The following is a 25727-nucleotide window of genomic DNA, read 5'->3' as shown; positions in this document are numbered from 1 at the left end:
GCTCCGGCCCGATCGGAGACACGACAACCGGGTGAGGGGCGCGCGGCGCCCTTCACCGCTTTCAGAGCCGGCGAAGACCCGGCACCGCGATGCGGGTGGCTCCGCCGCTCGCCCGAGCGACAGGATGGACGGACCATGGCACGCCAGGACGTGAACGAAGCGCTCCTCGAAACCTCGTTCCTCTACGGCGCGAACGCCGCCTACATCGAGGAACTGCAGGCCGCCTACGCGCGCAATCCGCACTCCGTCGATCCCGAGTGGCAGAACTTCTTCAAGGCGCTGGGCGAGGATGAGACCCTCGTCGAGAAGAACGCCAAGGGGGCCTCCTGGGAGAAGCCGAACTGGCCGGTGCCGCTGAACGGCGAGCTGGTCTCGGCCATGGACGGCAACTGGGCCGCCCTGGAGAAGGCCATCGGCGACAAGATCGTCGCCAAGGAAAAGAAGGCCGACGCCCTGCCGGGCAAGCCGGTCGATGCCGCCTCCGGCGGCGTGCTGGCGACCACGGGCGTCTCCGTGGAGCAGGCCACCAAGGATTCCGTGCGGGCGATCATGCTGATCCGCTCGTACCGGATGCGCGGCCACCTCCACGCCAAGCTCGATCCCCTCGGCCTCGCCCCCCGGGGCGACCACGAGGAGCTTCATCCGCAGCATTACGGCTTCACCGAAGCCGATTACGACCGGCCGATCTTCCTCGACAACGTGCTCGGCCTCCAGTTCGGGACGATCCGCGAGATCGTGGACATCCTGGAGCGGACCTACTGCCAGACGCTCGGCGTCGAGTTCATGCACATCTCGGATCCCGCCGAGAAGGCGTGGATCCAGGAGCGCATCGAGGGCAAGGACAAGGAAATCTCCTTCACCCCCGAGGGCCGGCGCGCGATCCTCAACAAGCTGATCGAGGCCGAGGGCTTCGAGAAGTTCCTGGACCTCAAGTACACCGGCACCAAGCGCTTCGGCCTCGACGGCAGCGAGGCGATGATCCCGGCCCTCGAGCAGATCATCAAGCGCGGCGGCGCGCTGGGGGTGCGCGAGATCGTGTTCGGCATGGCCCACCGGGGCCGCCTGAACACCCTCACCACCGTGATGGCCAAGCCCTTCCGGGCGGTGTTCCACGAGTTCAAGGGCGGCTCGGCCTCCCCGGCCGAGGTCGAGGGCTCGGGCGACGTGAAGTACCACCTCGGCGCCTCGTCCGACCGCGCCTTCGACGGCAACACCGTCCACCTCTCGCTCACCGCCAACCCGTCCCACCTCGAGATCGTGGACCCGGTGGTGCTGGGGAAGGTCCGCGCCAAGCAGGACCAGTGGGCGAAGCCCAATGTCGAGCGCCGCACCGTCCTGCCGCTGCTGATCCACGGCGACGCCGCCTTCGCCGGTCAGGGCGTGGTGGCCGAGTGCTTCGGCCTCTCGGGGCTGAAGGGCCACCGCACCGGCGGCTCGATCCACTTCATCATCAACAACCAGATCGGCTTCACCACCGATCCGCGGTTCTCGCGCTCCTCGCCCTACCCGTCGGACGTGGCGAAGATGGTGGAGGCGCCGATCTTCCACTGCAACGGCGACGACCCGGAGGCCGTGACCTTCGCCGCCAAGATCGCGGTGGAGTACCGCCAGAAGTTCGGCAAGCCCGTCGTCATCGACATGCTGTGCTACCGCCGCTTCGGCCACAACGAGGGTGACGAGCCGGCCTTCACCCAGCCGAAGATGTACCAGCGGATCCGCAAGCACCCGACCGCGCTGGAGACCTACGGCCGCAAGCTGGTGGAGAACGGCACCCTCACCCAGGAGGCGCTGGACGCCCGCAAGGCCGAGTTCCGCGGGATGCTCGACAGCGAGTTCGATATCGCCACCAACTACAAGGCCAACAAGGCGGATTGGCTGGACGGGCGCTGGTCGAACATGAAGGCCGTCCACGAGGATGTGGACGATCCGCGCCGGGGCCGCACCGCCGTGCCGACCGAGACCCTGCAGGAGATCGCCCGCAAGATCACCCAGGCGCCCCCCGGCTTCCACCTGCACCGCACCATCCAGCGCTTCATGGACAACCGCGCCAAGGCGGTGGAGACCGGCGCCGGGATCGACTGGGCGACCGCCGAGGCCCTAGCCTTCGGCGCGACGCTGCTCGACGGCAACCGGGTCCGCCTGTCGGGCCAGGATGTCGAGCGCGGCACCTTCTCCCAGCGCCACGCGGTGGTGATCGATCAGGAGAACGAGCAGCGCTTCACCCCGCTCAACGCCATCCGCGACGGGCAGGCCTCCATCGAAATCATCAACTCGATGCTCTCGGAGGAGGCGGTGCTCGGCTTCGAGTACGGCTACTCGCTGGCCGAGCCCAACGCCCTGGTGCTGTGGGAGGCGCAGTTCGGCGACTTCGCCAACGGCGCGCAGGTGGTGTTCGACCAGTTCATCGCCTCCGGTGAGCGCAAGTGGCTGCGCATGTCCGGCCTCGTGCTGCTGCTGCCGCACGGCTACGAGGGGCAGGGGCCGGAGCATTCCTCGGCCCGCCTGGAGCGCTATCTGCAGGCCTGCGCCGAGGACAACATCCAGGTCGCCAACTGCACCACCCCGGCAAACTACTTCCACATCCTGCGGCGGCAGCTGAAGCGCGACTTCCGCAAGCCGCTGATCCTGATGACGCCGAAGTCGCTGCTGCGCCACAAGCGGGCGGTCTCGACGCTGGCCGACATCGCCGAGGGCTCGACCTTCCACCGCGTCCTGTGGGACGAGGCCGAGACCGAGGGCAGCGAGTACAAGCTGGTCCGCGACGACAAGATCCGCCGCGTCGTGCTGTGCTCGGGCAAGGTCTATTACGACCTGCTGGAGGAGCGCGAGAAGCGCGGCATTACCGACGTGTACCTGATGCGCGTGGAGCAGCTCTACCCGTTCCCGCTCAAGGCGCTGGCCCACGAGATGGCCCGCTTCCGCAACGCGGACGTGGTCTGGTGCCAGGAGGAGCCCAAGAACATGGGCGCCTGGGCCTTCGTGGAGCCCTACCTCGAATGGGTGCTGGGCCAGGCCAACTCCCCCGTATCCCGCGCCCGCTACGTCGGCCGCCCGGCCTCGGCCTCCACTGCCGTGGGGCTGATGTCCAAGCACCAGGCGCAGTTGCAGGCGTTCCTCAACGAGGCGCTGGCCGTCTGATCCCCCGAGACCTCGGCGGCTGCGCTCAGCGGCCGCCGAACCGATCCCGGGTCCCCGGTGGACCCGCCGACCTGCCCGGGTCCGTTGCGGACCCACCGACCTGACAGAGCGAGACCATGGCAACCGACATCCTCGTCCCGACGCTCGGGGAATCCGTGAGCGAAGCCACGATCGGCCGCTGGTTCAAGAAGCCGGGCGACGCGGTGGCCGCCGACGAGCCGTTGGTGGAACTCGAGACCGATAAGGTCACGCTGGAGGTCAACGCCCCGGCGGCGGGCGAACTCGGCGAGATCCTGGTGAAGGACGGCGAGACGGTGGAGCCCGGCGCCATCCTCGGCTCGATCGTCGAAGGCTCGGGCGGCGCCAAGAAGGCCGAGCTCAAGGCCGCCCCGAAGCAGGCCGCCGAGACCAAGAGCGAGAGCCGCAGCGAGGCCCCGAAGCCCGCCGAGGCGAAGGCGCCGGAGGCGAAGGCCCCCGAAGGTGGCGCCGGCTACGGCAACCACAGCGAGGGCGCCCCGGCCCCGCAGCGCCCGGTGGGCGACAACGGCCCTGCCGTCGCCAGGCTCGCCCGGGAATCCGGCATGGACCCGTCCGGGGTGAACGGCTCGGGCAAGGACGGCCGCGTCACCAAGGGCGACATGCTCGGCGCCATCGCCAGGGGGGCCACCGCCGCCCCGGCGAAGGAGGCACGCCCGACCATGCCGCGCGCCCCGTCCGCCCCGGACGACGCCTCCCGCGAAGAGCGGGTGCGGATGACCAAGCTCCGCCAGACCATCGCCCGGCGCCTCAAGGACGCGCAGGACACGGCGGCGATGCTGACGACGTTCAACGACGTCGACATGTCCGCCGTGATGGCGATGCGCAGCCAGTACAAAGACATCTTCGAGAAGAAGCACGGCACGAAGCTCGGCTTCATGGGCTTCTTCACCAAGGCGGTGATCGGCGCCCTCAAGGACGTGCCGGCGGTGAACGCCGAGATCGACGGGCAGGACCTCGTCTACAAGAACTACTACCACATCGGCATCGCCGTCGGGACCGATAAGGGCCTCGTGGTGCCGGTGGTGCGCGACGCCGACGACCTGTCCATCGCCGGGATCGAGAAGAAGATCGCCGGCTTCGGCAAGAAGGCCCGCGACGGCAAGCTCTCCATCGAGGAGATGCAGGGCGGCACCTTCACCATCACCAACGGCGGCATCTACGGCTCGCTGATGTCGACGCCGATCCTCAACGCCCCGCAATCGGGCATCCTCGGGATGCATCGCATCGAGGAGCGCCCGGTCGTCCGCAACGGCAAGATCGAGGCGCGGCCGATGATGTACCTCGCCCTGTCCTACGATCACCGGATCGTGGACGGGAAGGAGGCCGTCACCTTCCTCGTGCGGGTGAAGGAAGCTCTGGAGGACCCGGCCCGGCTCGTGCTGGATCTCTGATCGGGCATCGCGGGCGGCGCGGCGACCGATGTGACCCATGCCGGTCGTGGCGGAACTGGATGGGGTGCGGATCATGCTCTACGCGAACGAGCATCCGCCACCCCATTTCCACGCTTGGTTCGCCGAGCATCGGGCCGTCATCGACATCGAAACGTTGACCGTGACCGAAGGCTTCCTTCCTGTCGCCAAACGGAAGAAGGTTTTGCGCTGGGCCGCGACTCGGCAAGACGCACTTCGTCGGGCATTCATACAAGCCACGTCTCAGGAGAAGGTGGAGCCGATCGCATGAAGCGGTTGCCGCGGGTTACGTCGGCCGAGCCGGTCATCCACGGCGTGCTGAAACTGGTCTTCGTCGATGGCTACGAAGGCGTGGTCGATCTTCGCCCGCTTCTTGCCAAAGGCAAGGTCTTCGGGTGGCTTCGCACGCCGGAGAATTTTCGTACGGTCCGCATCGACGAGTACGGCCACTCGATCAGCTGGACCGATGACAGCGGATACGTGGTCGATCTCAGTGCAGACGGTCTGCGTCGCGACTGTGAGCGGCAGGCAGAAATTCACAAACTGATGGTCGGCTGACAGGAAGCTCAGGAGCGCGGACGTGAGCGGACAATCCCCATCCGTCGCCGTCGTCACAGGCGGCAGCCGCGGCATCGGCCGCGCCGTGTCGCTCTTGCTCGCCGAGCGGGGCTACGCGGTGGCCCTCAGTTACGTGTCCGATGACGCCGCCGCCCGGGCGGTGGTGGAGGCGATCACGGGCAGGGGCGGCACGGCCGTCGCCGTGCGCGGGGATGTCGGCGTCGAGGCGGACGTGGTCGCCCTGTTCGAGGCGGCGGACCGGCTCGGCACCGTCACGGCGCTGATCAACAATGCCGGCGTCGTCGATGTCGCCGCCCGCGTGACCGAGATGAGCGCCGCGCGGCTCCAGCGGATGATGACCACCAACGTCGTCGGCAGCTTCCTCTGCGCCCGCGAGGCGGTGCGGCGGATGTCCACGGGGCACGGCGGTCGGGGCGGGGGAATCGTCAACGTGTCCTCGGCCGCGGCGCGCCTCGGCGGACCCGGTCAGTATGTCGATTACGCCGCCTCCAAGGGCGCCATCGACACCTTCACACGCGGCCTCGCCCGGGAGGTCGCGGGGGAGGGGATCCGTGTCAACGCCGTGTCACCGGGAATCATCGATACGGAGATCCATGCGAGCGGCGGCCAGCCCGACAGGGTCGCGCGCATGGGGCCGGACCAGCCGATGGGCCGGGCCGGCACGGCCGAGGAGGTGGCGGCACCGATCGTGTGGCTCCTCTCGGACGAGGCCGCCTACATGACGGGCGCCAACCTCGACATTTCCGGCGGTCGCTGACCGCCACATCCGCGCGCGGACAACCCGTCCGGCCCCGCGGCCGGAGCGAAGGAAACGAACCACCATGTCCTACGACCTCGTCGTCATCGGCACCGGCCCCGGCGGTTACGTCTGCGCGATCCGCGCGGCGCAGCTCGGCTTGCGGACCGCCGTCGTCGAGAAACGGGCGACCCATGGGGGCACCTGCCTCAACGTCGGCTGCATCCCGTCGAAGGCGCTGCTGCACGCCTCCGAGGCGTTCGAGGAGGCCACCAAGCACTTCGGCACCCTCGGCATCGAGGTGAGCGGCGTGAAGCTCGACCTGAAGAAGATGATGGGCTTCAAGGCCGAGGGCGTCGCCGGCAACACCAAGGGCGTCGAGTTCCTGCTGAAGAAGAACAAGGTCGATACCTTCCACGGCACCGCCCGGATCGCCGGGGCGGGGCGCGTCGAGGTGCTGTCCGAGGACGGCGGCAACCGGATGCTGGAGACCAAGAACGTCGTCATCGCGACGGGCTCGGACGTGGCGAACCTGCCGGGCATCACGGTGGACGAGAAGGTCGTCGTCTCCTCCACCGGCGCCCTTGAGCTGGATCAGGTGCCGACGAAGCTCCTCGTCATCGGCGCGGGCGTCATCGGCCTGGAACTGGGCTCGGTCTGGCGGCGCCTCGGGGCGGAGGTGACGGTGGTCGAGTATCTCGACCGGATCCTGCCCGGCATGGACGGCGAGGTCGGCAAGCAGTTCCAGCGCATCCTCGGCAAGCAGGGCATGGAATTCCGCCTGTCCACCAAGGTGACCGGCGTCGAAGTCGGCAAGAAGGGCGCGAGCGTCACCGTCGAGCCGGCGGCGGGCGGCGCCGCCGAGACGCTTCAGGCCGATGTCGTGCTCGTCTGCATCGGGCGGGTGCCCTACACCGAGGGCCTGGGCCTGGAGAATGCCGGCGTCCAGAAGGACGAGAAGGGCCGGATCCTGGTGGATTCGCACTTCGCCACGAACGTCACCGGCATCTACGCCATCGGCGACGTGATCGCCGGGCCGATGCTCGCCCACAAGGCCGAGGACGAGGGCGTCGCGGTGGCCGAGATCCTGGCCGGGCAGTCGGGCCACGTGAACTACGAGGTGATCCCGAACGTCGTCTACACCTTCCCCGAGGTGGCCTCGGTCGGCCGTACCGAGGAGGAGCTGACGAAGGCCGGCACCGCCTACAACGTCGGCAAGTTCCCCTTCACCGCCAACGGCCGCGCCAAGGCCAACGGCACCACGGACGGCTTCGTGAAGGTGTTGGCCGACGCGCAGAGCGACCGGGTGCTCGGCGTCCATATCGTCGGGGCGGATGCGGGCAACCTCATCGCCGAGGTGGCGGTGGCGATGGAGTTCGGCGCCTCGTCGGAGGACATCGCCCGCACCTGCCACGCCCATCCGACCCTCACCGAGGCGATCAAGGAAGCCGCCCTGGCGGTGTCCAAGCGCGCCATCCACGTGTGAGGCGACCATGGCCCTCCCGCCCCGGCTTCGGGGGCGGAAGGGCGCTACTCACGTTGCCGCCCGCATCCGCGCCCGCGGATGTGCGGCCTCGTAGGCGCTCATCAGGCGGGCCCCGTCGACCTGCGTGTAGAGCTGCGTGGTCGAGAGGGAGGCGTGGCCGAGCAACTCCTGGATCGCCCGCAGCTCGCCCTGGCGCGCCAGCAGATGCGTCGCGAAGGAGTGGCGCAGGGCATGGGGCGTCGCGCCATCCGGCAGGCCGAGGGAGCCCCGCAGGCGGGCGACGGCATACTGGATGATCCGCGGCGAAAGCGGGCCGCCCCGGGCGCCGACGAAGAGCGGCCCCTCCGGCGGCAGGGGCAGCGGACAGGCGGCGAGGTAGGCGGCCACCGCCTCGGCCACCACCGGCAGGATCGGCACCATCCGTTCCTTTCCACCCTTGCCGAGCACCGTCACCTGATCCGTGCCGGGGACGGGGGCGTCGATCCGCCGAAGGCCCAGGGCCTCTGAGATGCGCAGGCCCGCGCCGTAGAGCAGGGCCAGGACAGCGGCGTCGCGGGCGAGGATCCAGGGCTCGCGGTCCTCACCGGCCCGGGTGGCGACATCCGTCAGGGCCACCGCGGCCGCCATGGGCAGGGGGCGCGGCAGGCGCCGCGGCACCTTCGGGGACCGCACCGCCGCGAGCGCCGAGACCGTCCCGTGGCCCTCCCGCTCCAGATGGCGGGCGAAGGAGCGCAGCCCCGCCAGCATCCGCATCAGCGAGCGGCCGGAGATCTCGTCGGCCCGCCGGGCCGCCATGAAGGCGCGGATGTCCCGGACCTTGAGGTCGGTGAGCAGGGAGATCGTGGGGACACCCCGCCGCCCGACGAGGTGGGTGAGGAACTGGCGCAGGTCGCGGGTATAGGCCTCGACCGTGTTGTCGGCCATCCGGCGCTCCTGCGCGAGGGCCACCCTCCAGCCCTCGATCGCCCTGCGGAGATCCGCACCCCCCGGCGGGAGCAGGGAGGCGGCGATGGCGGCGTGGTCTGGCGCGGGGTGCATGGGCCCATCAGAACCCGCCGCCGTTAACGCCCCGCTTCCAGTGGCGTCAGCGCCGGTAATCCGCGTCCGATACCTTGCCGTGCCAGACGACGGGGGAGCCGTAGAAGGCCTCCTGCACGGTGATGTGGCTCATCGGCACAGTATCGCTCGCCCCGTGCCAATGCATCTCGTCCGGGCCGAACCACACCACGTCCCCCGGCCTGATCTCTTCCACCGGTCCGCCCCGCGATTGCGCCCAGCCCACCCCGGCGGTGACGATCAGCGCCTGGCCGAGGGGGTGGGTGTGCCACGCCGTCCGTGCCCCGGGCTGGAAGGTGACCCAGGCCCCTCCCGCCCGCGAGGCGTCCGTGGGGCCGAACAGGGGATCGATCTCGACGCGGCCCGTGAACCACTCCTCGGTCCCGATCCTGCACGACCGCGCACCGCTCCGTCTGATCTCCACGAGATCCACCCTTTATCGTCCAACCGTACGGTTATATTCACCTATGTTGATATGGACGTATCTCTTTCGGGTGACACAAGTCGCAAAAAGCATATGATAGACAAAGAAACTTAGTGTATTTTGTATCATGTCATACGCGGTGTATGCGGCGGCGGCGCTGGCGGAGATTGCCGGGTGCTACGCCTTCTGGGCGTGGCTTCGCCTCGGGCGCTCGGCCCTGTGGGCGCTTCCGGGCACCGTCTCGCTCATCGCCTTCGCCGGCCTCCTGACGCTGGTGGAGAGCGAGGCCGCCGGCCGCACCTTCGCGGCCTATGGCGGCATCTACATCTGCGCCTCGCTTCTGTGGATGTGGCTCGCCGAGGGGCAGCGGCCCGATATGCGGGACGGGCTGGGCGGGGCGATCTGCCTCGCGGGCGCGGCGCTCATCCTCTCCGGCCGGGGGCGATAGGGGATCAGCCCCGGCCCATGCCGAAGAACTCCCCGTTGGGCCGGAGGTCGGCGGCGCTGGCGAGGCGGTTCGACAGGGCGAACAGGCCGGTGATCGCGGCCATGTCCCAGATGTCGTCGGCGGAGAAGCCCTCGCGCTCCAGGGCCGCGTGGTCCGCCGCACCGACCGCGCCGGGATCCCGGGCGAGCGTCACGGCGAAGTCCAGCATCGCCTTCTGCCGCGGGGTGATGGCGGCCTTGGCGTAGTTGACCGCGATCTCGTCGGCCAGGAGCGGGTCCTTGGCCCGCACCCGAAGGATCGCCCCATGGGCGACCACGCAGTAGAGGCACTGGTTGGCCGCGCTGGTGGCCACCACGATCATCTCCCGCTCCGCCTTGGTGAGGCCACCGGGCCGGTCCATCAGGGCGTCATGATAGGCGAAGAAGGCGCGGAACTCGTCGGGCCGGTGGGCCAGGGCCAGAAACACGTTGGGCACGAAGCCCGCCTTCTCCTGCACCTGCGCGATCCGCGCCCGCAGATCGTCCGGCATCTCGGCCAGAGCCGGCACCGGGAAACGGCTGATCGGACCCTCTTGGCGCATGGTCGTCCTCGTTTGGCGGGGGCGGGCGATCGCGCTAGGGAGGCCCGCCGGCGGTCGTCCTCGAACCGGGTGTCTGACAGCCCTGAAAGCGCACCATGAGCACCGCCATGAAGACGGGCACGAACACGCCGATCCGGATCCTCGGGATCGATCCGGGCCTGCGCCGCACCGGCTGGGGCCTGATCACCGCCCGCGGAACGAGCCTTACCTACCACGATTGCGGGGTCGTCACCTCCGACGGCGAGCTGCCCCTGGCCCTGCGCCTGCGCGAGCTGTTCGAGGGCTTGAAGCGGATCTGCGACGCGCTTCAGCCGGACGAGGTCGCCGTGGAGGAGACCTTCGTCAACAAGGATGCGCAGGCCACCCTCAAGCTCGGCCATGCCAGAGCCGTGGCCCTGCTGATCCCGGCCTTGGCCGGTGTGCCGGTGTTCGAATACGCGGCCAACCTCATCAAGAAGACGGTGGCCGGCTCGGGCCATGCCGACAAGGCGCAGATCCAGGCGATGGTGCGCTTCCTGCTCCCGAAGGCGGAATTCCGCGTGGCCGACGCGGCGGACGCCCTCGCCATCGCCGTGACCCACTCGAGCCACAGGGACGCCCATGCCCTCCGGGCCCGCCACCTGCCGGGCCGGGCACCGCGCAACCTGTCGGGCGTCGCGCAGGCGGGCCAGACTCTGGAGGGGAAGGGCTACTCCGCCGCCGCCGCCGCCCGGATCGAGGCCGCCCTGGCGAAGGCGCGCTGAAGGGCGAACGTCTCACCCGGGCGCGCGGTCACCCGGACCGTTGCGCTCTCATTGGTGATGCGAAGAGCCTGCGGTGATGCGAAGAACTTGGTGGGGGAAGTAGGACTCGAACCTACGAAGCTTACGCAGCGGATTTACAGTCCGCCCCCTTTGCCGCTCGGGACATTCCCCCAAGGTCGAAGACGCCTGCTCGGCGCCCCGCGCCGCCCTTATGGTCAGGGGGTCGGCTCCTGTCAACGCTCCGTGGCCGCAACCTTCGCCGTTCGTCCACCGGCGGGGGACGGGCGGGCACATTTGGCAATTGGACGACAGATCTTTGCGCAACCGGGTCGCGCCCAAGGATTGCGCCGCCGCGCCTGTGCCGGGGGCCGCCGTCTCAGGTGCAAGGTCTTGTCCGGCCGAACACTCGACGCAGAGAACCCGATCGATCAGACCCGCTGTACTCGCGGGCCACCCCACATGATCGGCGAACACACACGAAGCAACTCGTGATTGTACGATACTGCTACGAGCAACTTGAATTGATATTCATTGGGTCGACTTGTGATGTGAATCGTCTCATACAATCGGTCATTGCGAATACGCAGTCGTACTCGTAAATTCTGGCTTCGCGTAGGCTGCGTTGGCAACTATGGATGCAGGGTGCCTGCTCATACCGAATTCGAAGCTTTCGCGATCGTGATCTGCCTGGGGAGCCTCCTGGCCGGCGTGATTCTCGCCGCCTTGTCCTTGAAGGACCCCGTGCGGGCGGGATTTCTCGAACGCTGGAGCGGCGTCTGCCTCGTCGTGGGCCTCTGCCTCCTGGGCGTCGCCCTACGCAGTTCCCGCTGATGCGCCCCCTGGTGGAACGCTGGGGCGATGCGACATGTTGTCGGGGTACTGCGCCGCAGCGGGCGCAGTGCAGGACGGAGTAGACCCCCATGAGCCTTCTCGGCAACATCGTCAGCAAGATCCTCCACCCGTTCGGCGGCGGAGAGGCGGAGGCGTCTCCGTCGGCGACCACGTCCAGCTCCGGCCAGACCAGCACGCCTGCCCCGACCGGCAGCGCAGGGGGCGGCGGCGGCGGCGAGCCGGTGGACGTCGAGGCCGTCCTCACGGGGATGGCGGAGAAGAACGCGCAGAAGCTCGACTGGCGCCACTCGATCGTGGACCTGATGAAGCTCCTGAGCCTCGATTCGGGCCTCGCCTCGCGCAAGCAGCTCGCCGACGAGTTGCACTACACCGGCGACAAGGAGGATTCGGCCTCCATGAACATCTGGCTGCACAAGCAGGTGATGCAGAAGCTCGCCGAGAACGGCGGCAAGGTGCCGGACGACCTCAAGCACTAGGCGCCGGCCCCCTCCCGCGATCCCCGGATCGCGGGGGGAACGGGGCAGGGCGGGGCGGCTCTAGCGCAGGGACGCACTCACTCCGTTCATGCGTATCTGCCCTAGCTCCTTGTCTTGCATCAATTTATCCAGACGCGGCTGACGCCTTCGTCTGGATCGATGCATTAGCGCCCCGTCCGCACCCGCGTCCACAGCCGTGTGACGAACCGCTGGGTGCGCTCGTCCCAGGCGGTGTTCACCGAGAGGCGCTGCATCGTCGCCTCGTCCGGATAGATCCCGGGATTGTTCAAGATCTCCGGCTTCACCTGCGCTTTCGCGGCGAGGTTGCCGCTGGCATAGGACACGAAGTTCGTGTTCGCCGCCGCCACCTCCGGCCGCATCATGTAGTCGAGGAAGGCCAGCGCCTCCTGGGGATGCGGCGCGTCCTTCGGAATCGCGAAGGAATCGAACCACATCAGCGATCCCTCCCGGGGGACCACGTAGGCGACCTCGACGCCGTTGTTGGCCTCGTCCGCGCGCTTCTTCGCCTGCAGCACGTCGCCCGAATAACCGACGGCCATGCAGATGTCGCCGTTGGCGAGCGCCTGAACGTATTCCGACGAATGGAACTTCCGCACGTTGCCGCGCACCTTGAAGAGCGCATCGGTGACGAGGGTCAGGTCGTCCCAGCGCTTGCTGTCCGCCTTGGCACCGAAGAACGGCAGCATGCTGGGGATCAGGTCCTCCGGGCTGTCGAGCATCATCAGCCCGCACTCCTTCAGCTTGGCCGACGAGGAGGGGTTGAGCACGACGTTCCAGGAATTGACCGGCGTGCCGGCGCCCAGCTTCTCCCGGACCATGGCGACGTTGTAGCCGATGCCGGTGGTGCCCCACATGTAATCGATGGCGTAGACGTTGCCGGGATCGTAGCCCGCGAGGCGGCTCGTGATCTCCGGCCAGAGGTTGCCGAGGTTCTTCAGCCTCGCCTTATCGAGGGGCAGGAAGGCCCCCGCCCGGATGAGACGCTGGAGATAGGGGCCGGACGGGACCACGATGTCGTAGCCCGAGCGGCCGGCCAGGAGCCGCGTCTCCAGAATCTCGTTGTTGTCGTAGGTGTCGTAGACGACCTTGATGCCCGTTTCCCGGGTGAAGGCGTCGAGCACCTGCGGGTCGATATAGTCCGACCAGTTGTAGATGTTGACGACCTTCCCGCTCGCCGGGCGCGCGGCCCCGGCGAACAGGGCCGTGCCGAGCGCCACGGCGAGGCAGGCGCCGAGGGCGGCGAGCCGCCCCCGCCCCGGGAGACGGACCGCCATGGTCAGGCCGCCCGCGCGGCGACGATGACGATTTCCACGAGATATTCGGGGGCGGCGAGCTTCGCCTCGACGGTGGCGCGGGTCGGCGGGTTGTCCTTCGACACCCAGGCGTCCCAGGCGGCGTTCATCTCGGCGAAGTGGGCGATGTCGGCGAGGTAGATCGTGGCCGTCAGGAGGCCCTCCTTGTCGGTGCCCGCGGCGGCGAGCAGCCGGTCGATCTGCTCCAGGATGTTCTGGGTCTGGGCGGTGACGCCCATGCCGACGGGCTCGTTCGCCACCTGCCCGGCCAAGTAGACGGTATCGCCATACACCACGCCCTGGGACATCCGCGCCCCGGGCTCGATCCGCCTGATCGCCATACGCTCTCTCCATCCGTCCTGAGGCCGTCACGGACGACGGCCCGGCGGCGGCGTATCTGCCGTCGAGGACGGCCCGGCGTAAAGGGCCGGGCCGGCAAACGTTGTCGCAGACGGGAACCTGCGAAAAAAAACCCGCTTACGGCGACGCTTCCGGGCAACCGGTTGGAAAAGCCAGACGTTCAAAAGGCGTCAGCGGCCCAAACGCGGGGAGATTTATGGGCATTCTCTGGACGATCATCATCGGATTTCTGGCGGGCGTCATCGCCAAGTTCATCATGCCCGGGCCGAACGAGCCTGCGGGCTTCATCCTGACGACGATTCTCGGCATCGTCGGCGCCTTCGTGGCGACCTTCATCGGCCAGGCGGTGGGCTGGTATGGGCCCAACCAGGGGGCAGGCTTCATCGGTGCCATCGTCGGCGCCGTGGTCGTGCTGTTCATCTACGGCTTCATCGCGAGCCGCCGCACCACGACCTACTGAGACTTCCACCCGGAGGGACGAGAAAAGGGGCGCCCCAGGGCGCCCCTTTTTTTGTCGGTTCCGGCGGCCTCAGATCTCGTGCGCGATCGCCTTGACGGCGCAATGGCCCGTCGCGCCGCGCATGGCCAGCCCGACGCCGACCACCAGCGCCGCGAGGCTCAGCCACTTGTTCGGACGCGGCTGGGCCGCCGCCGCCGCGATACCGAGGCCGAGCGCCACCGAGACCGCCCGCTCCGTGGTGGTCAGGTTCGGCTCGCCGCTGAAGATGTCGTGGATCATGTCGTTGGCCATCAGGTTCCTCCGCTACGGGTCGCACGGCGAACGCGGAGGGGGCCAGGGCGTTCCGCGTACCGTCGGCCTCACCTCAGCCGCCCGCCCGCTGCGGCTCGGCGAGGAGGGCATCGTCGATGGCCCGTGCCCGCACCGCCGCGGGCCGCCCGTAGTGCGCGGCGACATAGGTCTCGAAGGCTGGCCTCTTCTCGATGCCGCCGAACGCCATGCCCCATCCGAGATGCGAGGCGAGGTAGAGGTCGGCCGCCGAGAAGCGGTCCCCCGCCACGCAGCGCACCCCGGTCACCGCACGCTCCAGGGCGTCGAGCACCTCCGGCAGGGAGCCGTATCCCACCATGCCGCGCATCCGCGGATCGTCCGGGACGACGACGCCGAGCGCCTTGTTCGTCACCGCAGCCTCCACCGGCCCGGCACAGAAGAACAGCCAACGGTAATAGGGCGCCCGCGCCGGATCGCCCGGCGGCGGGGCGAGCCCGGCCTCCGGGAAGGCGTCGGCGAGGTAGGCGCAGATCGCCGCCGTCTCGGTCACGGTCGCGTCGCCATGGCGGAGCGCAGGCACCTTCCCCAGGGGGTTCACCGCCCGGAACGACCCGTCCTTCATGGACGGGCCGTAGGCCATCAATTCGGTCCGATAGGGGGCGCCCACCTCCTCCAGCATCCAGCGGACCATTCGCCCGCGGGACATCGGGTGGGTGTAGAAAACGAGTTCGCCCGCCATGCCGCTCTCCGCGATTCGCCTTGAGGGAAGAGTTTACCGGACGGGCGATCACCGCGTCATGTCGGCCCGCGGCAGGGCCCAAAACGAAAGCGCGGCCCCCGGGGGGGACCGCGCTCCGACTTCGGTGTGGGGAGGGGGAAGGGGCGATTACTCGCCCGCTTCGCGGCGGCGCTCGCCGCGGTGGCGGCTGCCGTTCTCGCGGCCCTCGCGGGGCTCCCGAGGCTCGCGGGGCTCTTCACCGCGATCGGCCCGCTCGGCCTTCACCTTCTCGGTGATGTCCTCGCCGGTCTGCTGATCGACGACCTTCATCGACAAGCGGATCTTGCCGCGGTCGTCCTGACCGAGGAACTTCACCTTCACCTTGTCGCCTTCCTTGACGACGTCGGTCACCTTGGCGACCCGCTGGGCGGCGAGCTCCGAGATGTGGACGAGACCGTCCTTGGCGCCGAAGAAGTTCACGAAGGCACCGAACTCCATGCACTTCACGATGGTGCCGTCGTAGATCATGCCGGCCTCAGGCTCGGCGACGATCGAGCGGATCCAGTTATAGGCCGCCTTGATCGCCTTGCCGTCGGCCGAGGCGATCTTCACGGTGCCGGAATCCTCGATGTTGATCTTGGCGCCGGTCTTCTCGACGATCTCGCGGATCACCTTGCCGCCGGTGCCGATCACGTCGCGGATCTTGTCCGTGGGGATCTGCATGGTCTCGATGCGCGGGGCATACTCGCCGAGCTCGGGACGCGCGTCGGTGAGGGCCTTAGCCATCTCGGCGAGGATGTGGGCACGCCCGTCCCGCGCCTGGTCGAGGGCGACCCGCATGATCTCCTCGGTGATGCCGGCGATCTTGATGTCCATCTGGAGCGAGGTCACGCCCTCGTCCGTGCCGGCCACCTTGAAGTCCATGTCGCCGAGGTGATCCTCGTCGCCGAGGATGTCGGACAGCACCGCGAAGCGCTCACCCTCGAGGATGAGGCCCATGGCGATGCCGGCCACCGGACGGCGCAGGGGGACACCCGCATCCATCAGCGACAGGGAGCCGCCGCAGACCGAGGCCATCGAGGACGAGCCGTTGGACTCCGTGATCTCGGACACGACGCGGATCGTGTACGGGAACTCGTGGGCCGGCGGCAGCACCGGGCGGATCGCCCGCCACGCCAGCTTGCCGTGGCCGATCTCGCGGCGGCCCGGGGAGCCCATCCGGCCGGTCTCACCGACGGAATAGGGAGGGAAGTTGTAGTGGAGCAGGAAGCGCTCCTTGTAGGTGCCTTCCAGCGCGTCGATGAACTGCTCGTCCTCGCCGGTGCCGAGGGTGGCGACCACGAGGGCCTGCGTCTCGCCGCGGGTGAACAGGGCCGAACCGTGGGCGCGGGGCAGCACGCCGACCTCGGAGAGGATCGGGCGCACCGTCTTCACGTCACGGCCGTCGATCCGGGCGCCGCTGTCGAGGATGTTCCAGCGGACCACCTTCGACTGGGCCTCCTTGAAGGCGGCCTTGACCTTCTCGGCGGGGAACCGCTCGGCACCCTCGGCGCAGAGGGCGGCCATCACCTTCGTCTTCACGACGTCGACGGCGGCGTAGCGCTCCTGCTTGACGGTCTTGGTGTAGGCGGCGCGCAGCTCGGCCTCGCAGACCTCCAGCACCGCCGACTCCACGTCGGCGTTCTCGGGGGCCTTGAAGTCCCGCGGCTCCTTGGCGGCCTTCTCGGCCAGCCGGATGATCGCCTCGATGACCGGCTGAAAGTGCTTGTGGCCGAACATCACGGCGCCGAGCATCACGTCTTCCGAGAGCTCCTTGGCCTCGGACTCGACCATCAGCACGGCGTCCTGGGTGCCGGCGACGACGAGGTCGAGGGAGGATTCCTCCTTGGTCTCGGTGACCAGCGGGTTCAGCTTGTAGCCGCCGTTGATGTAGCCGACGCGGGCGCCGCCGATCGGGCCCATGAACGGCACGCCCGAGAGGGTGAGGGCCGCCGAGGCCGCCACCATGGCGACGATGTCGGGGTCGTTCTCGAGGTCGTGGGTCAGCACCGTGACCGTGACCTGGGTGTCGTTGCGCCAGCCCTCGACGAAGAGGGGGCGGATCGGCCGGTCGATGAGGCGGGAGACCAGCGTCTCCTTCTCCGAGGGGCGGCCTTCGCGCTTGAAGTAGCCGCCCGGGATGCGGCCGGCGGCGTAGGCGCGCTCCTGGTAGTTCACGGTGAGCGGGAGGAAGTCGATGCCGGCCTTCGGCTCCTTGGCGCCGACGACGCAGGCGAGGACCGAGGTCTCGCCGTAGGTGGCGACGACGGCGCCGTCCGCCTGGCGGGCCACCTTGCCCGTCTCGAGGACGAGCTTACGGTCGCCCCACATCAACTCTTCGCGTTGTACGTCGAACATGGTCTGTCTATCCTTGCCTTCATGCGGCGGGCCCGGCCCGGCACGGCGGGGGCAAGACGACGGGAGGCTTCGGAAAGCCCCCTGTGATCCTGCCCCGCTCTCGTGCCTCGAAGCGGCCCGCGGCCTGCCCGAGCCCCATGCCCGGACCTGCCATCGTGGAACGCGGCCCCGGAGCCCGGAGCCGCGTCAAAGGAGAATCAGCGGCGGATGCCGAGCTTCTCGATGAGCGAGCGGTAGCGCGACTCGTCCTTGCGCTTCAGGTAATCCAGAAGCGAACGGCGCTGGGAAACCAGCTTCAGGAGGCCACGGCGGGAATGGTTGTCCTTGCTGTGGGTCTTGAAGTGGCCGGTCAGGTTGGAGATGCGCTCCGAGAGGATGGCCACCTGCACCTCGGGGGAGCCGGTGTCCTTCGCATCGGTGCGGTGCTGCTTGATGAGCGCGGTCTTGCGCTCTGCCGTGATCGACATCGCATACCTTTCGGGTCTTTGAGTTCGGTAGAGCGCCCCATCGGAGCGCCGCTGCCTGCGGAACGGCCTGTGCCGGGATGTCGTCCAGCACGGTCTGCCGCAAGCGGTTCAAGCCCCGCCCGTCACCGGGTCGAGGTCCGGCGATGCATACACGAAACCGGTGCGGTTGCCACCCCCGGGGCGCGGCGGGGGCCCGGGCCCGGGAATTGCGCGGGCCCGCCGTCGTCGCAGGCGTCGCGACCGGGGGAAGCGGGACGTGGGCGGGGGAGGCGCTCCCCTCGCGCGTCGCTGCGTGCACGATGACGAGTGGGCGGGGGATCCGGGATGGCGATGACGGACGGTATAGCCGCGACACCGGAGCGGGGCCTCGCCCGGGCGCTCACCGCCCCCGGCCTCGTCTGCATCGGCCTCGGGGGGACGATCGGCGCGGGCATCTTCGTGCTCACCGGCACCGCGGCGGCCCACTATGCCGGGCCGGCGCTGATCCTGTCCTTCGTGGTCGGCGGCCTCGTCAGCGGGCTGGTCGGCCTGTGCTACGCCGAGCTGGCGGCGATGATCCCGGAGGCCGGCTCCACCTACGCCTATACCCGCGTCAGCCTCGGCCTGCTGCCGGCCTGGATCGTCGGCTGGGACCTCGTCCTCGAATTCGCCTTCGCGGCGGCCACCGTCGCCTCCGGATGGTCGGGCTACGCACAATCCCTGATGGCCGATTTCGGCCTTCACCTGCCGCGGGCGCTGGCCGCCGCGCCGGGGGCGGGGGGCGTGATCGACCTGCCCGCCGCGGGGATCGTGCTCGCGCTCACGCTCCTGCTGACGCGGGGCATCCGCGCGGCCTCCGGCGTCAACGCGGCGCTGGTCGCCCTGAAGGTGGCGATCATCCTGGCCTTCGTCGGCCTCGGCGCCGGCTCGGTGAGGCCGGACCTGTGGCACCCCTTCGTGCCCGAGAACACCGGGTCCTTCGGCCATTTCGGGACGAGCGGGATCTTCCGCGGGGCGGCGGTGGTGTTCTTCGCCTTCATCGGCTTCGAGACGGTCTCGACGGCGGCCGGCGAGTGCCGCGACCCCCAGTCCGACGCCCCGGTGGGTCTGCTCGGGTCCCTCGCCCTGAGCACGCTGCTCTACGTCGCGGTCGCGGCGATCCTCACCGGCCTCGTGCCCTACCAAGAGCTCGGCGTGCCGGACCCGATCGCGCTCGCCGTCGACAGGATCGGCCATCCCAGCTTCGCCCTGTTCGTGAAGCTCGGCGCCCTGGTCGGCCTCACCACCGCGACGCTCACGGCCCTCTACGGCCAGGGCCGGATCTTCTACGCCATGGCCCGGGACGGCCTGCTGCCGGATGCCTTCGCGCGGGTCCATCCCCGCACCCGCGTGCCGGCCGCAAGCCAGTGGGCCATCGGGCTCTGCACCGCCGTGGTGGCGGGCCTCGTGCCCATCGACGTCCTCGGCGAACTGGTCAGCATCGGCACCCTGCTGGCCTTCGGCCTCGTCTGCGCGAGCGTGTCGATCCTCCGGCGGACCCAGCCCGACCGGAGGCGCCCGTTCCGGGTGCCGGCCGCCGACCTCGTGGCCGGGCTCGGCCTCCTGGCCTGCCTCGCCCTGATGGCCTCCCTGCCGCCGGAGACGTGGCTTCGGCTGGCCGCGTGGCTCGGGATCGGGCTGGCGATCTTTTACGGATACGGGCGCAGGCGCGCCGTCGGCCGGAGCGGGATAGCACGACCGGACTGAACCCGACGCGCACCCGCCGAGTTCGGGGGCGCCCGCCACCATGCCTGGCGTCGCTCCGCCCGCGAAGTCGGGGAGGGGACGACGGAGGCCGCCCCTACCGCAGCGACAGCTTCGCCGCCGCCGCGAGGTCCGCCGCATCGGTGAGCCGGAGGCCCCGGCGGCGGAGGCCGGCCAGCATCGCCCGGTCGGGGAACGGGCAGTAGGGCAGCACGTCGGCCATCCTGCCCTCGGGCAGCGCGCCCGTGGCGGCGACCGTGTCGAGCAGCCGGTCGAGCATCCCCCGCCCGTGGGCGTGCAGCATCACCGCGGCGCGGGTCGCCGTCACGTCGGCGGGCAGGCGCACCGCCTCCTGATCGAGGATCGCCCCCGCATCGATGGCCGCCGCCAGCCGGTGGAGGGTCATGCCGAAGGTCTCGGGCCCGTCCGCCAAAGCGTGGATCGTCGGCACCGGCCCCCTGTGGCGGGGCAGGAGCCCCGGATGGCCGTTGATTCCGCCGAGCCGGGCCAGGGCGATGGTCTCCGGCTTCAGGATCTGGTCGAAATGGTAGGTGAGGATCAGGTCCGGGGCGGCCTCCCGCAGGGCGCGGTGCATCTCGGGCCCGTTCACGTCGTCCACCTTCGCGGTGCGGATTCCGAGCCGCTGGCAGAGGGTGGCGAGGGGCGTCGCCTCGGGGAGGTCGCCGCTCCCGGTCGCCATCTGGGTGAGGGGGGCGAGGGGCCTCAGCAGGTCCGGCAGGCCGAAATTCACCGCCAGATAGGGCAGGATCCCCACCCCCGAGCGGGAGAGGTGGCGGCGCACCTGCCCCGTCAGGCCGCCGCTCGACGGGCGCTCGGCGTTGGAGAGGCCGACGAGGACGATCTCGTGCGCCCGGTCGGCGACGAGCCGCCGCACGACCCTCGCGTTCGGCAGGGCCTCGAGGACGAGGAGGGCGATCCGCAAAGCCGTCACCGTTTGTTGAACCGGAAAGCCGACAGGCTGATCCGCCGCACCCATTCGGGCAACAGCAGCACCGAACGGGCCAGGACGGCCAGCGGCAGGGGGAAGGAGACCACGTCGCGGTCGCGGGCGAGGCCCCGGGCGATGACCACGGCCGCCCGGTCGGCGCTCATCTCCAGGGGACGCCACCCCTTCAGCTCGCCGCCCATCGGCGTCTTCACGTAGCCCGGCGTCACCACGCTGATCTTCACGCCGAGGGGGCGGACCTTCTGGCGCAGGGCGAGGCCGTGGGCGACGAGGGCCGCCTTGGCCCCGCTATAGGTCGGGGCGTCGGCCAGCGGCGCGTAGGCGGCCAATGACGACATCAGCGCGATCTGCCCCCGGCCCCGTTCGAGCATCAGGCTCAGCGCCGGCAGCATCACGTTGAGCGAGCCGGTGTAATTGGTGTCGGCGGTCTCGAAGGCGGTCTCCTCGGTCTCGACCCGGCCCTCGCGCCCGCCGCCGTTGATCGCCGCGTTGACCACCACGAGGTCGATGGGCGTGCGGGCATCCACCTCACGCAGGAGCGTGCGGATCGCCGCCCGGTCGCGGGTGTCGCCCTGCGCCGCCTCGGCGATGGCGCCCCGGGCGCGGCATTCCTCGGCCACGCGTTCGAGGCGCGTCGCGTTGCGCGCCACGAGGATGAGGCGGGTGCCGGCCGCGGCGTAGTGGCGGGCGAGGGCGGCGCCGATCCCGCTCGATGCCCCCGTGATGACGATCGTCCTCACCGGGCGACGATCCGGCGGCGGGCCGCGGCGGGGCAAACGCCGCCCGGCCCTGCACTGATTGGTCCCGCCATCATCCCCGCCTTCCCGTCTCCGGCGCGCGGCGCGCCCGACCTTCCCCGCACGAGCCCGCCGCCGGCCGGGCCGGTGGTCGCCTCCGCTTCGCTTGACGCTGTGACGGCGATATGGAACGCCCCCCGCCGCGGGCCTCGTAGAGTGCTCCCCGCCGGAGGGGAAGCCGATTTCGGCGCGGGCCGCTCTGGTGCTATGCCCGACGGCGACACATTCGGGTCGCGCGGCACCGGTCTCGGTTTCCCCCGCACCCGCCGTTTCGAGCCGCACGTCCCCTCGGCAGGCAAGGCTCTCTCAGCTCCGGAGATGGATGACATTCGGATGGAAGGTGGCAAGCTCAAGCGCCTGTGGCCGCGGACACTCTCGGAGCGTGAGATGCCCGGGGGCCGTCCGGTGCGGCGCCTGGGAAGCGAGCCGGTCTCCCGCCGGGTCGGCCATGCCGACCGCTGGGACGAGGGCTTCCTCCGCCTGCCCGGCGCGCGCACGCTGCGGCCGCTGAGCTCCATCATCGACGGGCTCGGCATCTATTACGACGCCACGGCGCGCAGCGAACTGGAGACGATGCTGCAGGAAGGCGGCTGGGAGAGCGACGAGATCCTCACCCGCGCCGAGGCCGGCATCGCCCTCCTGCGCAAGGCGCGCCTGAGCCTGGACAACGACCCCCGCCGGGCCGACCTCGCGGCTCTCCTGGCCACGCGCGACCGCACCCGGCCCCTCGTGGTCATCGTGGATCAGGTGCCGAGGGACCCGACCATCGGCTTCGGCCTCGCCAGCGAGACGGCGTTCTCGACCATGCTCGCCGCCGCCGCCGCCGAGCACCCGGAGGCGGACCGGGTGGTCGTGATGGATCCGGCCGCCCGGCCGGGCACCGGCGGCCACCTCGCCAGGGCCGAGATCGAGGCATCGGGCGCGCAGGTCGTCACGCAGCCCGTCGAGGCGTGGTCGGCCATCGAGGCGGCGGACCGGCTCTACGTCGTCACGAGCCATATCGGGTTCGAGGCGGCCCTGGCCGGGCGCCCGGTCGCCTGCTTCGGCGTGCCGTTCTACGCCGGCTGGGGCTTCACCGACGACCGGCTGGACCCCATCCGCCGGACCCGGGCACGCACCCCCGCCGAGGTCTTCGCGGGCGCCTACCTCATCTGTTCGCGCTACTTCGAACCCTATGGCGGCGAGAGCTGCCGGTTCGAGGAGGCGGCGGCGATCCTGCGCCTCATCGTCGAGGAGCAGCGCGCCAACGCCCCCCGGACGCTGTGCATCGGCTTCGCGTCGTGGAAGCGGCGCTGGCTGGCCCAGGCCCTGGCCTCGCCAGGCCGGGTGCCCGCCATCGCCGCGCCGCGCCACGATCCGAAGCCCGCCGAGATCGCCCGCTATGAGCGGGTGGTGGCCTGGGCGAGCCGCGCGCCGCTGAACCTCGCGCGGGCCTGCGGCAAGGCGCAGGTGCCTCTGCTGCGCATGGAGGACGGGTTCATCCGCTCCATCGGGCTCGGCGTCGCCCTGCGGCCCGGCGCCTCGCACGTGGTCGACGCCACCGGCATCTACTACGACGCCACGGCGCCCAGCGACCTGGAGACCCTGCTGGAGCGGGGCGGCTTTCCCGCCGACGTGCTGGAGCGGGCGCAGCGCCTGCGGGTGGCGGTCGTGGAGGCCCGGCTCAGCAAGTACAATGTCGGCGCCGCGGCCCTGCCGCCGATGCCGCGGCCGGGCCGGGTGGTGCTCGTCGCCGGGCAGGTGGAGAACGACGCCTCGGTCAAGCTCTGCGCGGCGACGGTGACCCGGAACGCCGACCTCCTGCGCCTCGCCCGCGAGCGCCACCCGGACGCCGTGATCGCCTTCAAGCCGCATCCGGACGTGGAGGCGGGCCTGCGCCCCGGCCGGGTCCCGCCGGAGGCGGTCTCGGCGCTGGCCGACATCGTCCTGCGCGACGTCTCGGCGGCCGACGCCATCGACGCGAGCGACCATGTCGAGACGATCTCGTCGCTGATCGGCTTCGAGGCGCTGCTGCGGGGCAAGAGCGTCACCACCCACGGGCTGCCGTTCTACGCCGGCTGGGGCCTCACCGAGAGCCCCGCCTGCCCGCGCCGAACCCGGAGGATCACCCTCGACGAATTGGTCGCCGCGGCGCTCATCGTCTACCCGCACTACGTCGATCCGCGCACCGGCCTGCCCTGCCCGCCGGAGTTGATCATCCAGCGCCTGGCCGAGGGCGATGCGGGGTTGACGCGCCGGGAGCCGACCGTGGAGGCGGCGATGAAGCAGGTCTGGTCGCTGGCCTCGCGGCACCTGCTCAGGCGGCGGTAGCCGTCCCCCCGCGGGGATTACCGCGGGGGGATCCCGCCGGAGGGATCTCCCCTCGGCGGGCCCGGTCTTTCAGACGTTCTGGAGGCCGAAGCCGTGCTCGGGGAGGGCGGGCTCCCCGGCCGGTGCGCTGCGCCGGGCGCGGGAGCGCATCTCCAGCCACGCGCCCTCGGTCAGGTCGAGGCGGGAGGCCGTCGCCTGGACGGCCGCGGCGAGGCCTTCCTTGGCGTAGTACACGCCGCGGATCTGGATGTGGCCGACGATGGCCCGCACGAAGGCGTGCCAGAGGTCCTTCCGGGGCGGGCGCGCCTCCGTCCAGAACCGGTCGAGGGATCCCTGGAAGGTCAGGCCCTCGATGTCGTAGACCGCCGTGCCGAGGGTGATCGTCGGCACCGCCACGCGCATGGCCCAGAGGCCCACCGTGCTGTTGACCGTGATGCAGCCCTTCGAGGCATCGAGCATCATCGCGAGGTTGCCGCCGTCCACGAAGTCCACCCGGCCGGACACGTTGTGCTTGGCCGCCGAGCGCCGCACGATCCGCGCCCAGTTGCGCATGCCCGGATCGAGGGGATGGGCCTTGATGAGGAGGCGGGTATTGGCCGGGGCGTGCTTGGCGAAGGAGGCGACCACCGTGTGGATCGGCGCCTTGAAGTCGAAGAACGGCGAATAGGCCCTGAGCTGGAAGTCGTTCTCCATCTGCAGGGGCAGCACGTAGTACGGGGCCTTCTCCGCCTTCAGCGTGTCGACGTAGCGATCGACCTTCGGCGTGCTGAACTTCGCCCGCAGGATGTGCAGGCCCGTGCCGATATAGACCAGCGCCGGGTGGTAGAGCTGGTGGGACCGGTAGAACGGGAACAGGAACCACAGCCAGTTGGTGAGCATGTGGTAGGCGATGTCCCATAACACCTGGGTCTTGAAGCTGTCCTTGAAGCGCGGCTCCAGGTCCGGCTCGGGCAGGCCCTCGGCCAGCGCCATCACCGCCTCGGGATCGCGGGGGAAGCAGCTGTCCCCCGACATGCCGTCCCGCTCCAGGGTGATCCAGTCCGGCCGGAGGTACCCGAAATCGGTGACGGTGACGTTGAGGTTCCGGGCCTTGGCCGCCGCGATCGCCACCTTGTGGTAGAAGCGCTGCTCGCCGAGGAGCATCAGGTCGGTCACGCCTTCGCGGTCGATCAGATCGGCGATGAAGGCGGGCCAGTTCTCCCGGCGGCCGCGGTAGTTGACGGCGCCGGGGCGGCGCCAGAACAGCGTGTCGCCGAAGCACAGGTTGACCCGCAGGCAACGGTGGCCGCGCGCCTCGAGGGCGTCGGCGGTATGCGCGAAATACGGGGTGATCGGCCCCTGCAGGAACAGGAAGACCTGCCGCCCGGCCTGACGCTGGCCGGCCTTCGGAGGCGCGCTGCGCTCGTTGCTCATGTCACCGCCGCCCATCCGGCCGGCGTCGCGAAGGCTGCGCGCGGCATCGTCGTCCAGGGGAGAGGCTACAGAGCCGTGAGCGGGGATCAATGCCATGAAAGCAACACTTTCCGATCGCGCACCGTCTGGGCGGGGTCGACGCGTCGTCGCGCCGGTCGCCACCGCATTCCTGTCTCCGTCCTGGCGCGGAAAACGCGGCAGCATGATGGTCGCGGGACGAAAGGGCGGTGGGTCGGGCGGCATTGTTGCCGAGAGGGCACGCTCGTCCGGCCAATGAGTTGCGATCCTCGAACCGGCCTCAATTCACCGTTAAGCTGATAGCAGTCTTCACGACCGCTTATGGGTCGGCGGGCCGCGTCGACGGGCCCGGCACAACGGATTTCTGGATGATGCGTTTGGGCAACCTTGCCGTCTCGTCGGCCTGCATCGCCGCGGCGGCGTTGTCGGGCTGCACGCTCCTGCCCGCGGCGGGACCGACGGCCACGGCGATCCAGGCGGGGGCGGAGGTGCCCGAGGCCGGCGGCGGCCTGCTGGCCCGCTACGAGATCATCGACGTCACCCCCGCCG

The 25727-nt window shown here is 69.9% G+C and carries 24 protein-coding genes, 1 tRNA gene and 1 pseudogene; 13 read left to right on the top strand and 13 right to left on the bottom strand.

Annotated features, from left to right (window positions below; all coding sequences use genetic code 11):
• The first annotated feature begins 135 nt into the window (after positions 1 to 135).
• From MKK53_RS18395 to lpdA, 6 genes are all read left to right on the top strand, one after another.
• Positions 136 to 3138: a 2-oxoglutarate dehydrogenase E1 component gene (locus MKK53_RS18395; RefSeq protein WP_243930156.1), complete on the top strand. Its 3003-nt coding sequence runs from the start codon at positions 136 to 138 to the stop codon at positions 3136 to 3138.
• A gap of 116 nt (positions 3139 to 3254) precedes the next feature.
• Positions 3255 to 4568: a 2-oxoglutarate dehydrogenase complex dihydrolipoyllysine-residue succinyltransferase gene (gene odhB / locus MKK53_RS18390; protein ID WP_243930155.1), complete on the top strand. Its 1314-nt coding sequence runs from the start codon at positions 3255 to 3257 to the stop codon at positions 4566 to 4568.
• A gap of 37 nt (positions 4569 to 4605) precedes the next feature.
• Positions 4606 to 4857, top strand: coding sequence for a DUF4160 domain-containing protein (locus tag MKK53_RS18385; protein WP_243930154.1), 252 nt, complete (start codon positions 4606 to 4608; stop codon positions 4855 to 4857).
• Entirely contained in the window at positions 4854 to 5144 is a 291-nt protein-coding gene (locus MKK53_RS18380) for a DUF2442 domain-containing protein (RefSeq protein WP_243930153.1), read from the top strand. The genes MKK53_RS18385 and MKK53_RS18380 overlap by 4 nt, the downstream gene beginning before the upstream one ends.
• 22 nt (positions 5145 to 5166) lie before the next feature.
• Positions 5167 to 5922, top strand: a complete 756-nt coding sequence (locus tag MKK53_RS18375; RefSeq protein ID WP_243930152.1) for an SDR family oxidoreductase — start codon at positions 5167 to 5169, stop codon at positions 5920 to 5922.
• A 64-nt stretch (positions 5923 to 5986) separates the two neighbouring features.
• Complete coding sequence (gene lpdA, locus MKK53_RS18370; RefSeq protein ID WP_243930151.1) at positions 5987 to 7387, top strand: dihydrolipoyl dehydrogenase; 1401 nt, start codon at positions 5987 to 5989, stop codon at positions 7385 to 7387.
• Between the two features lie 48 nt (positions 7388 to 7435).
• On the opposite strand, the gene MKK53_RS18365 is transcribed toward lpdA, so the two are convergent.
• Both MKK53_RS18365 and MKK53_RS18360 read right to left on the bottom strand, forming a co-directional pair.
• Complete coding sequence (locus MKK53_RS18365) at positions 7436 to 8425, bottom strand: tyrosine recombinase XerC (protein WP_243930150.1); 990 nt, start codon at positions 8423 to 8425, stop codon at positions 7436 to 7438.
• A gap of 46 nt (positions 8426 to 8471) precedes the next feature.
• Complete coding sequence (locus MKK53_RS18360; protein WP_243930149.1) at positions 8472 to 8867, bottom strand: cupin domain-containing protein; 396 nt, start codon at positions 8865 to 8867, stop codon at positions 8472 to 8474.
• A gap of 127 nt (positions 8868 to 8994) precedes the next feature.
• On the opposite strand from MKK53_RS18360, the gene MKK53_RS18355 reads away from it, so the two are divergent.
• The gene (locus MKK53_RS18355) at positions 8995 to 9315 is read left to right on the top strand and encodes a YnfA family protein (protein WP_243930148.1); all 321 of its coding nucleotides are present in this window, start codon (positions 8995 to 8997) and stop codon (positions 9313 to 9315) included.
• 4 nt (positions 9316 to 9319) lie between these two features.
• Here the strand turns inward: MKK53_RS18355 and MKK53_RS18350 are convergent, their stop codons facing one another.
• Positions 9320 to 9895: a peroxidase-related enzyme gene (locus MKK53_RS18350; protein ID WP_243930147.1), complete on the bottom strand. Its 576-nt coding sequence runs from the start codon at positions 9893 to 9895 to the stop codon at positions 9320 to 9322.
• Between the two features lie 107 nt (positions 9896 to 10002).
• On the opposite strand from MKK53_RS18350, the gene ruvC reads away from it, so the two are divergent.
• On the top strand, positions 10003 to 10638 hold the full coding sequence (gene ruvC / locus MKK53_RS18345; RefSeq protein ID WP_243930212.1) for a crossover junction endodeoxyribonuclease RuvC: 636 nt from the start codon (positions 10003 to 10005) through the stop codon (positions 10636 to 10638).
• Positions 10639 to 10726: 88 nt separating this feature from the next.
• Here the strand turns inward: ruvC and MKK53_RS18340 are convergent.
• Positions 10727 to 10810 (bottom strand) — tRNA-Tyr (locus tag MKK53_RS18340).
• Positions 10811 to 11558: 748 nt separating this feature from the next.
• On the opposite strand from MKK53_RS18340, the gene MKK53_RS18335 reads away from it, so the two are divergent.
• Entirely contained in the window at positions 11559 to 11966 is a 408-nt protein-coding gene (locus MKK53_RS18335; RefSeq protein WP_243930146.1) for a DUF3597 domain-containing protein, read from the top strand.
• Between the two features lie 164 nt (positions 11967 to 12130).
• On the opposite strand, the gene MKK53_RS18330 is transcribed toward MKK53_RS18335, so the two are convergent.
• Complete coding sequence (locus tag MKK53_RS18330) at positions 12131 to 13261, bottom strand: polyamine ABC transporter substrate-binding protein (RefSeq protein ID WP_243930145.1); 1131 nt, start codon at positions 13259 to 13261, stop codon at positions 12131 to 12133.
• A 2-nt stretch (positions 13262 to 13263) separates the two neighbouring features.
• Positions 13264 to 13620, bottom strand: coding sequence for a RidA family protein (locus tag MKK53_RS18325; protein WP_243930144.1), 357 nt, complete (start codon positions 13618 to 13620; stop codon positions 13264 to 13266).
• Positions 13621 to 13835: 215 nt separating this feature from the next.
• On the opposite strand from MKK53_RS18325, the gene MKK53_RS18320 reads away from it, so the two are divergent.
• Complete coding sequence (locus tag MKK53_RS18320; RefSeq protein ID WP_243930143.1) at positions 13836 to 14099, top strand: GlsB/YeaQ/YmgE family stress response membrane protein; 264 nt, start codon at positions 13836 to 13838, stop codon at positions 14097 to 14099.
• 69 nt (positions 14100 to 14168) lie between these two features.
• Here MKK53_RS18320 and MKK53_RS18315 read toward each other — a convergent pair whose 3' ends face one another.
• The 4 genes from MKK53_RS18315 to rpsO all read right to left on the bottom strand — a co-directional run bounded on the left by MKK53_RS18315 (position 14169) and on the right by rpsO (position 17951).
• Complete coding sequence (locus tag MKK53_RS18315; protein WP_243930142.1) at positions 14169 to 14390, bottom strand: YgaP-like transmembrane domain; 222 nt, start codon at positions 14388 to 14390, stop codon at positions 14169 to 14171.
• A gap of 73 nt (positions 14391 to 14463) precedes the next feature.
• On the bottom strand, positions 14464 to 15108 hold the full coding sequence (locus tag MKK53_RS18310; RefSeq protein ID WP_243930141.1) for a glutathione S-transferase family protein: 645 nt from the start codon (positions 15106 to 15108) through the stop codon (positions 14464 to 14466).
• A gap of 147 nt (positions 15109 to 15255) precedes the next feature.
• Positions 15256 to 17484: a polyribonucleotide nucleotidyltransferase gene (gene pnp / locus MKK53_RS18305; RefSeq protein ID WP_243930140.1), complete on the bottom strand. Its 2229-nt coding sequence runs from the start codon at positions 17482 to 17484 to the stop codon at positions 15256 to 15258.
• Between the two features lie 197 nt (positions 17485 to 17681).
• Positions 17682 to 17951 (bottom strand): 30S ribosomal protein S15, encoded by a 270-nt coding sequence (gene rpsO / locus MKK53_RS18300; protein WP_243930139.1) that lies wholly within the window; start codon positions 17949 to 17951, stop codon positions 17682 to 17684.
• 324 nt (positions 17952 to 18275) lie between these two features.
• Between rpsO and MKK53_RS18295 the strand changes: the two genes are divergently transcribed.
• Positions 18276 to 19676 (top strand): amino acid permease, encoded by a 1401-nt coding sequence (locus MKK53_RS18295; RefSeq protein ID WP_243930138.1) that lies wholly within the window; start codon positions 18276 to 18278, stop codon positions 19674 to 19676.
• Positions 19677 to 19770: 94 nt separating this feature from the next.
• On the opposite strand, the gene MKK53_RS18290 is transcribed toward MKK53_RS18295, so the two are convergent.
• Both MKK53_RS18290 and MKK53_RS18285 read right to left on the bottom strand, forming a co-directional pair.
• Complete coding sequence (locus MKK53_RS18290) at positions 19771 to 20625, bottom strand: formyltransferase family protein (RefSeq protein WP_243930137.1); 855 nt, start codon at positions 20623 to 20625, stop codon at positions 19771 to 19773.
• Positions 20622 to 21380 carry an SDR family NAD(P)-dependent oxidoreductase gene (locus MKK53_RS18285; RefSeq protein WP_243930136.1) on the bottom strand — a complete coding sequence of 253 codons (759 nt, stop codon included), beginning with the start codon at positions 21378 to 21380 and terminating at the stop codon, positions 20622 to 20624. Before MKK53_RS18285 ends, MKK53_RS18290 begins: the two co-directional genes overlap by 4 nt.
• 390 nt (positions 21381 to 21770) lie before the next feature.
• Between MKK53_RS18285 and MKK53_RS18280 the strand changes: the two genes are divergently transcribed.
• Positions 21771 to 23747: a capsular polysaccharide biosynthesis protein gene (locus MKK53_RS18280; protein ID WP_279599131.1), complete on the top strand. Its 1977-nt coding sequence runs from the start codon at positions 21771 to 21773 to the stop codon at positions 23745 to 23747.
• 69 nt (positions 23748 to 23816) lie between these two features.
• On the opposite strand, the gene MKK53_RS18275 is transcribed toward MKK53_RS18280, so the two are convergent.
• Positions 23817 to 25160: a capsule biosynthesis protein gene (locus MKK53_RS18275; RefSeq protein ID WP_243930135.1), complete on the bottom strand. Its 1344-nt coding sequence runs from the start codon at positions 25158 to 25160 to the stop codon at positions 23817 to 23819.
• A 386-nt stretch (positions 25161 to 25546) separates the two neighbouring features.
• Between MKK53_RS18275 and MKK53_RS18270 the strand changes: the two are divergent.
• A pseudogene (locus MKK53_RS18270) lies at positions 25547 to 25727 on the top strand (sugar transporter); the annotation flags it as partial.

The organism is Methylobacterium sp. J-076 (assembly GCF_022829405.1).
Lineage (GTDB): Bacteria > Pseudomonadota > Alphaproteobacteria > Rhizobiales > Beijerinckiaceae > Methylobacterium.
The sequence above is the reverse complement of the archived record's forward strand: the minus strand, read 5'-3'. Positions and strand labels throughout refer to the sequence as shown.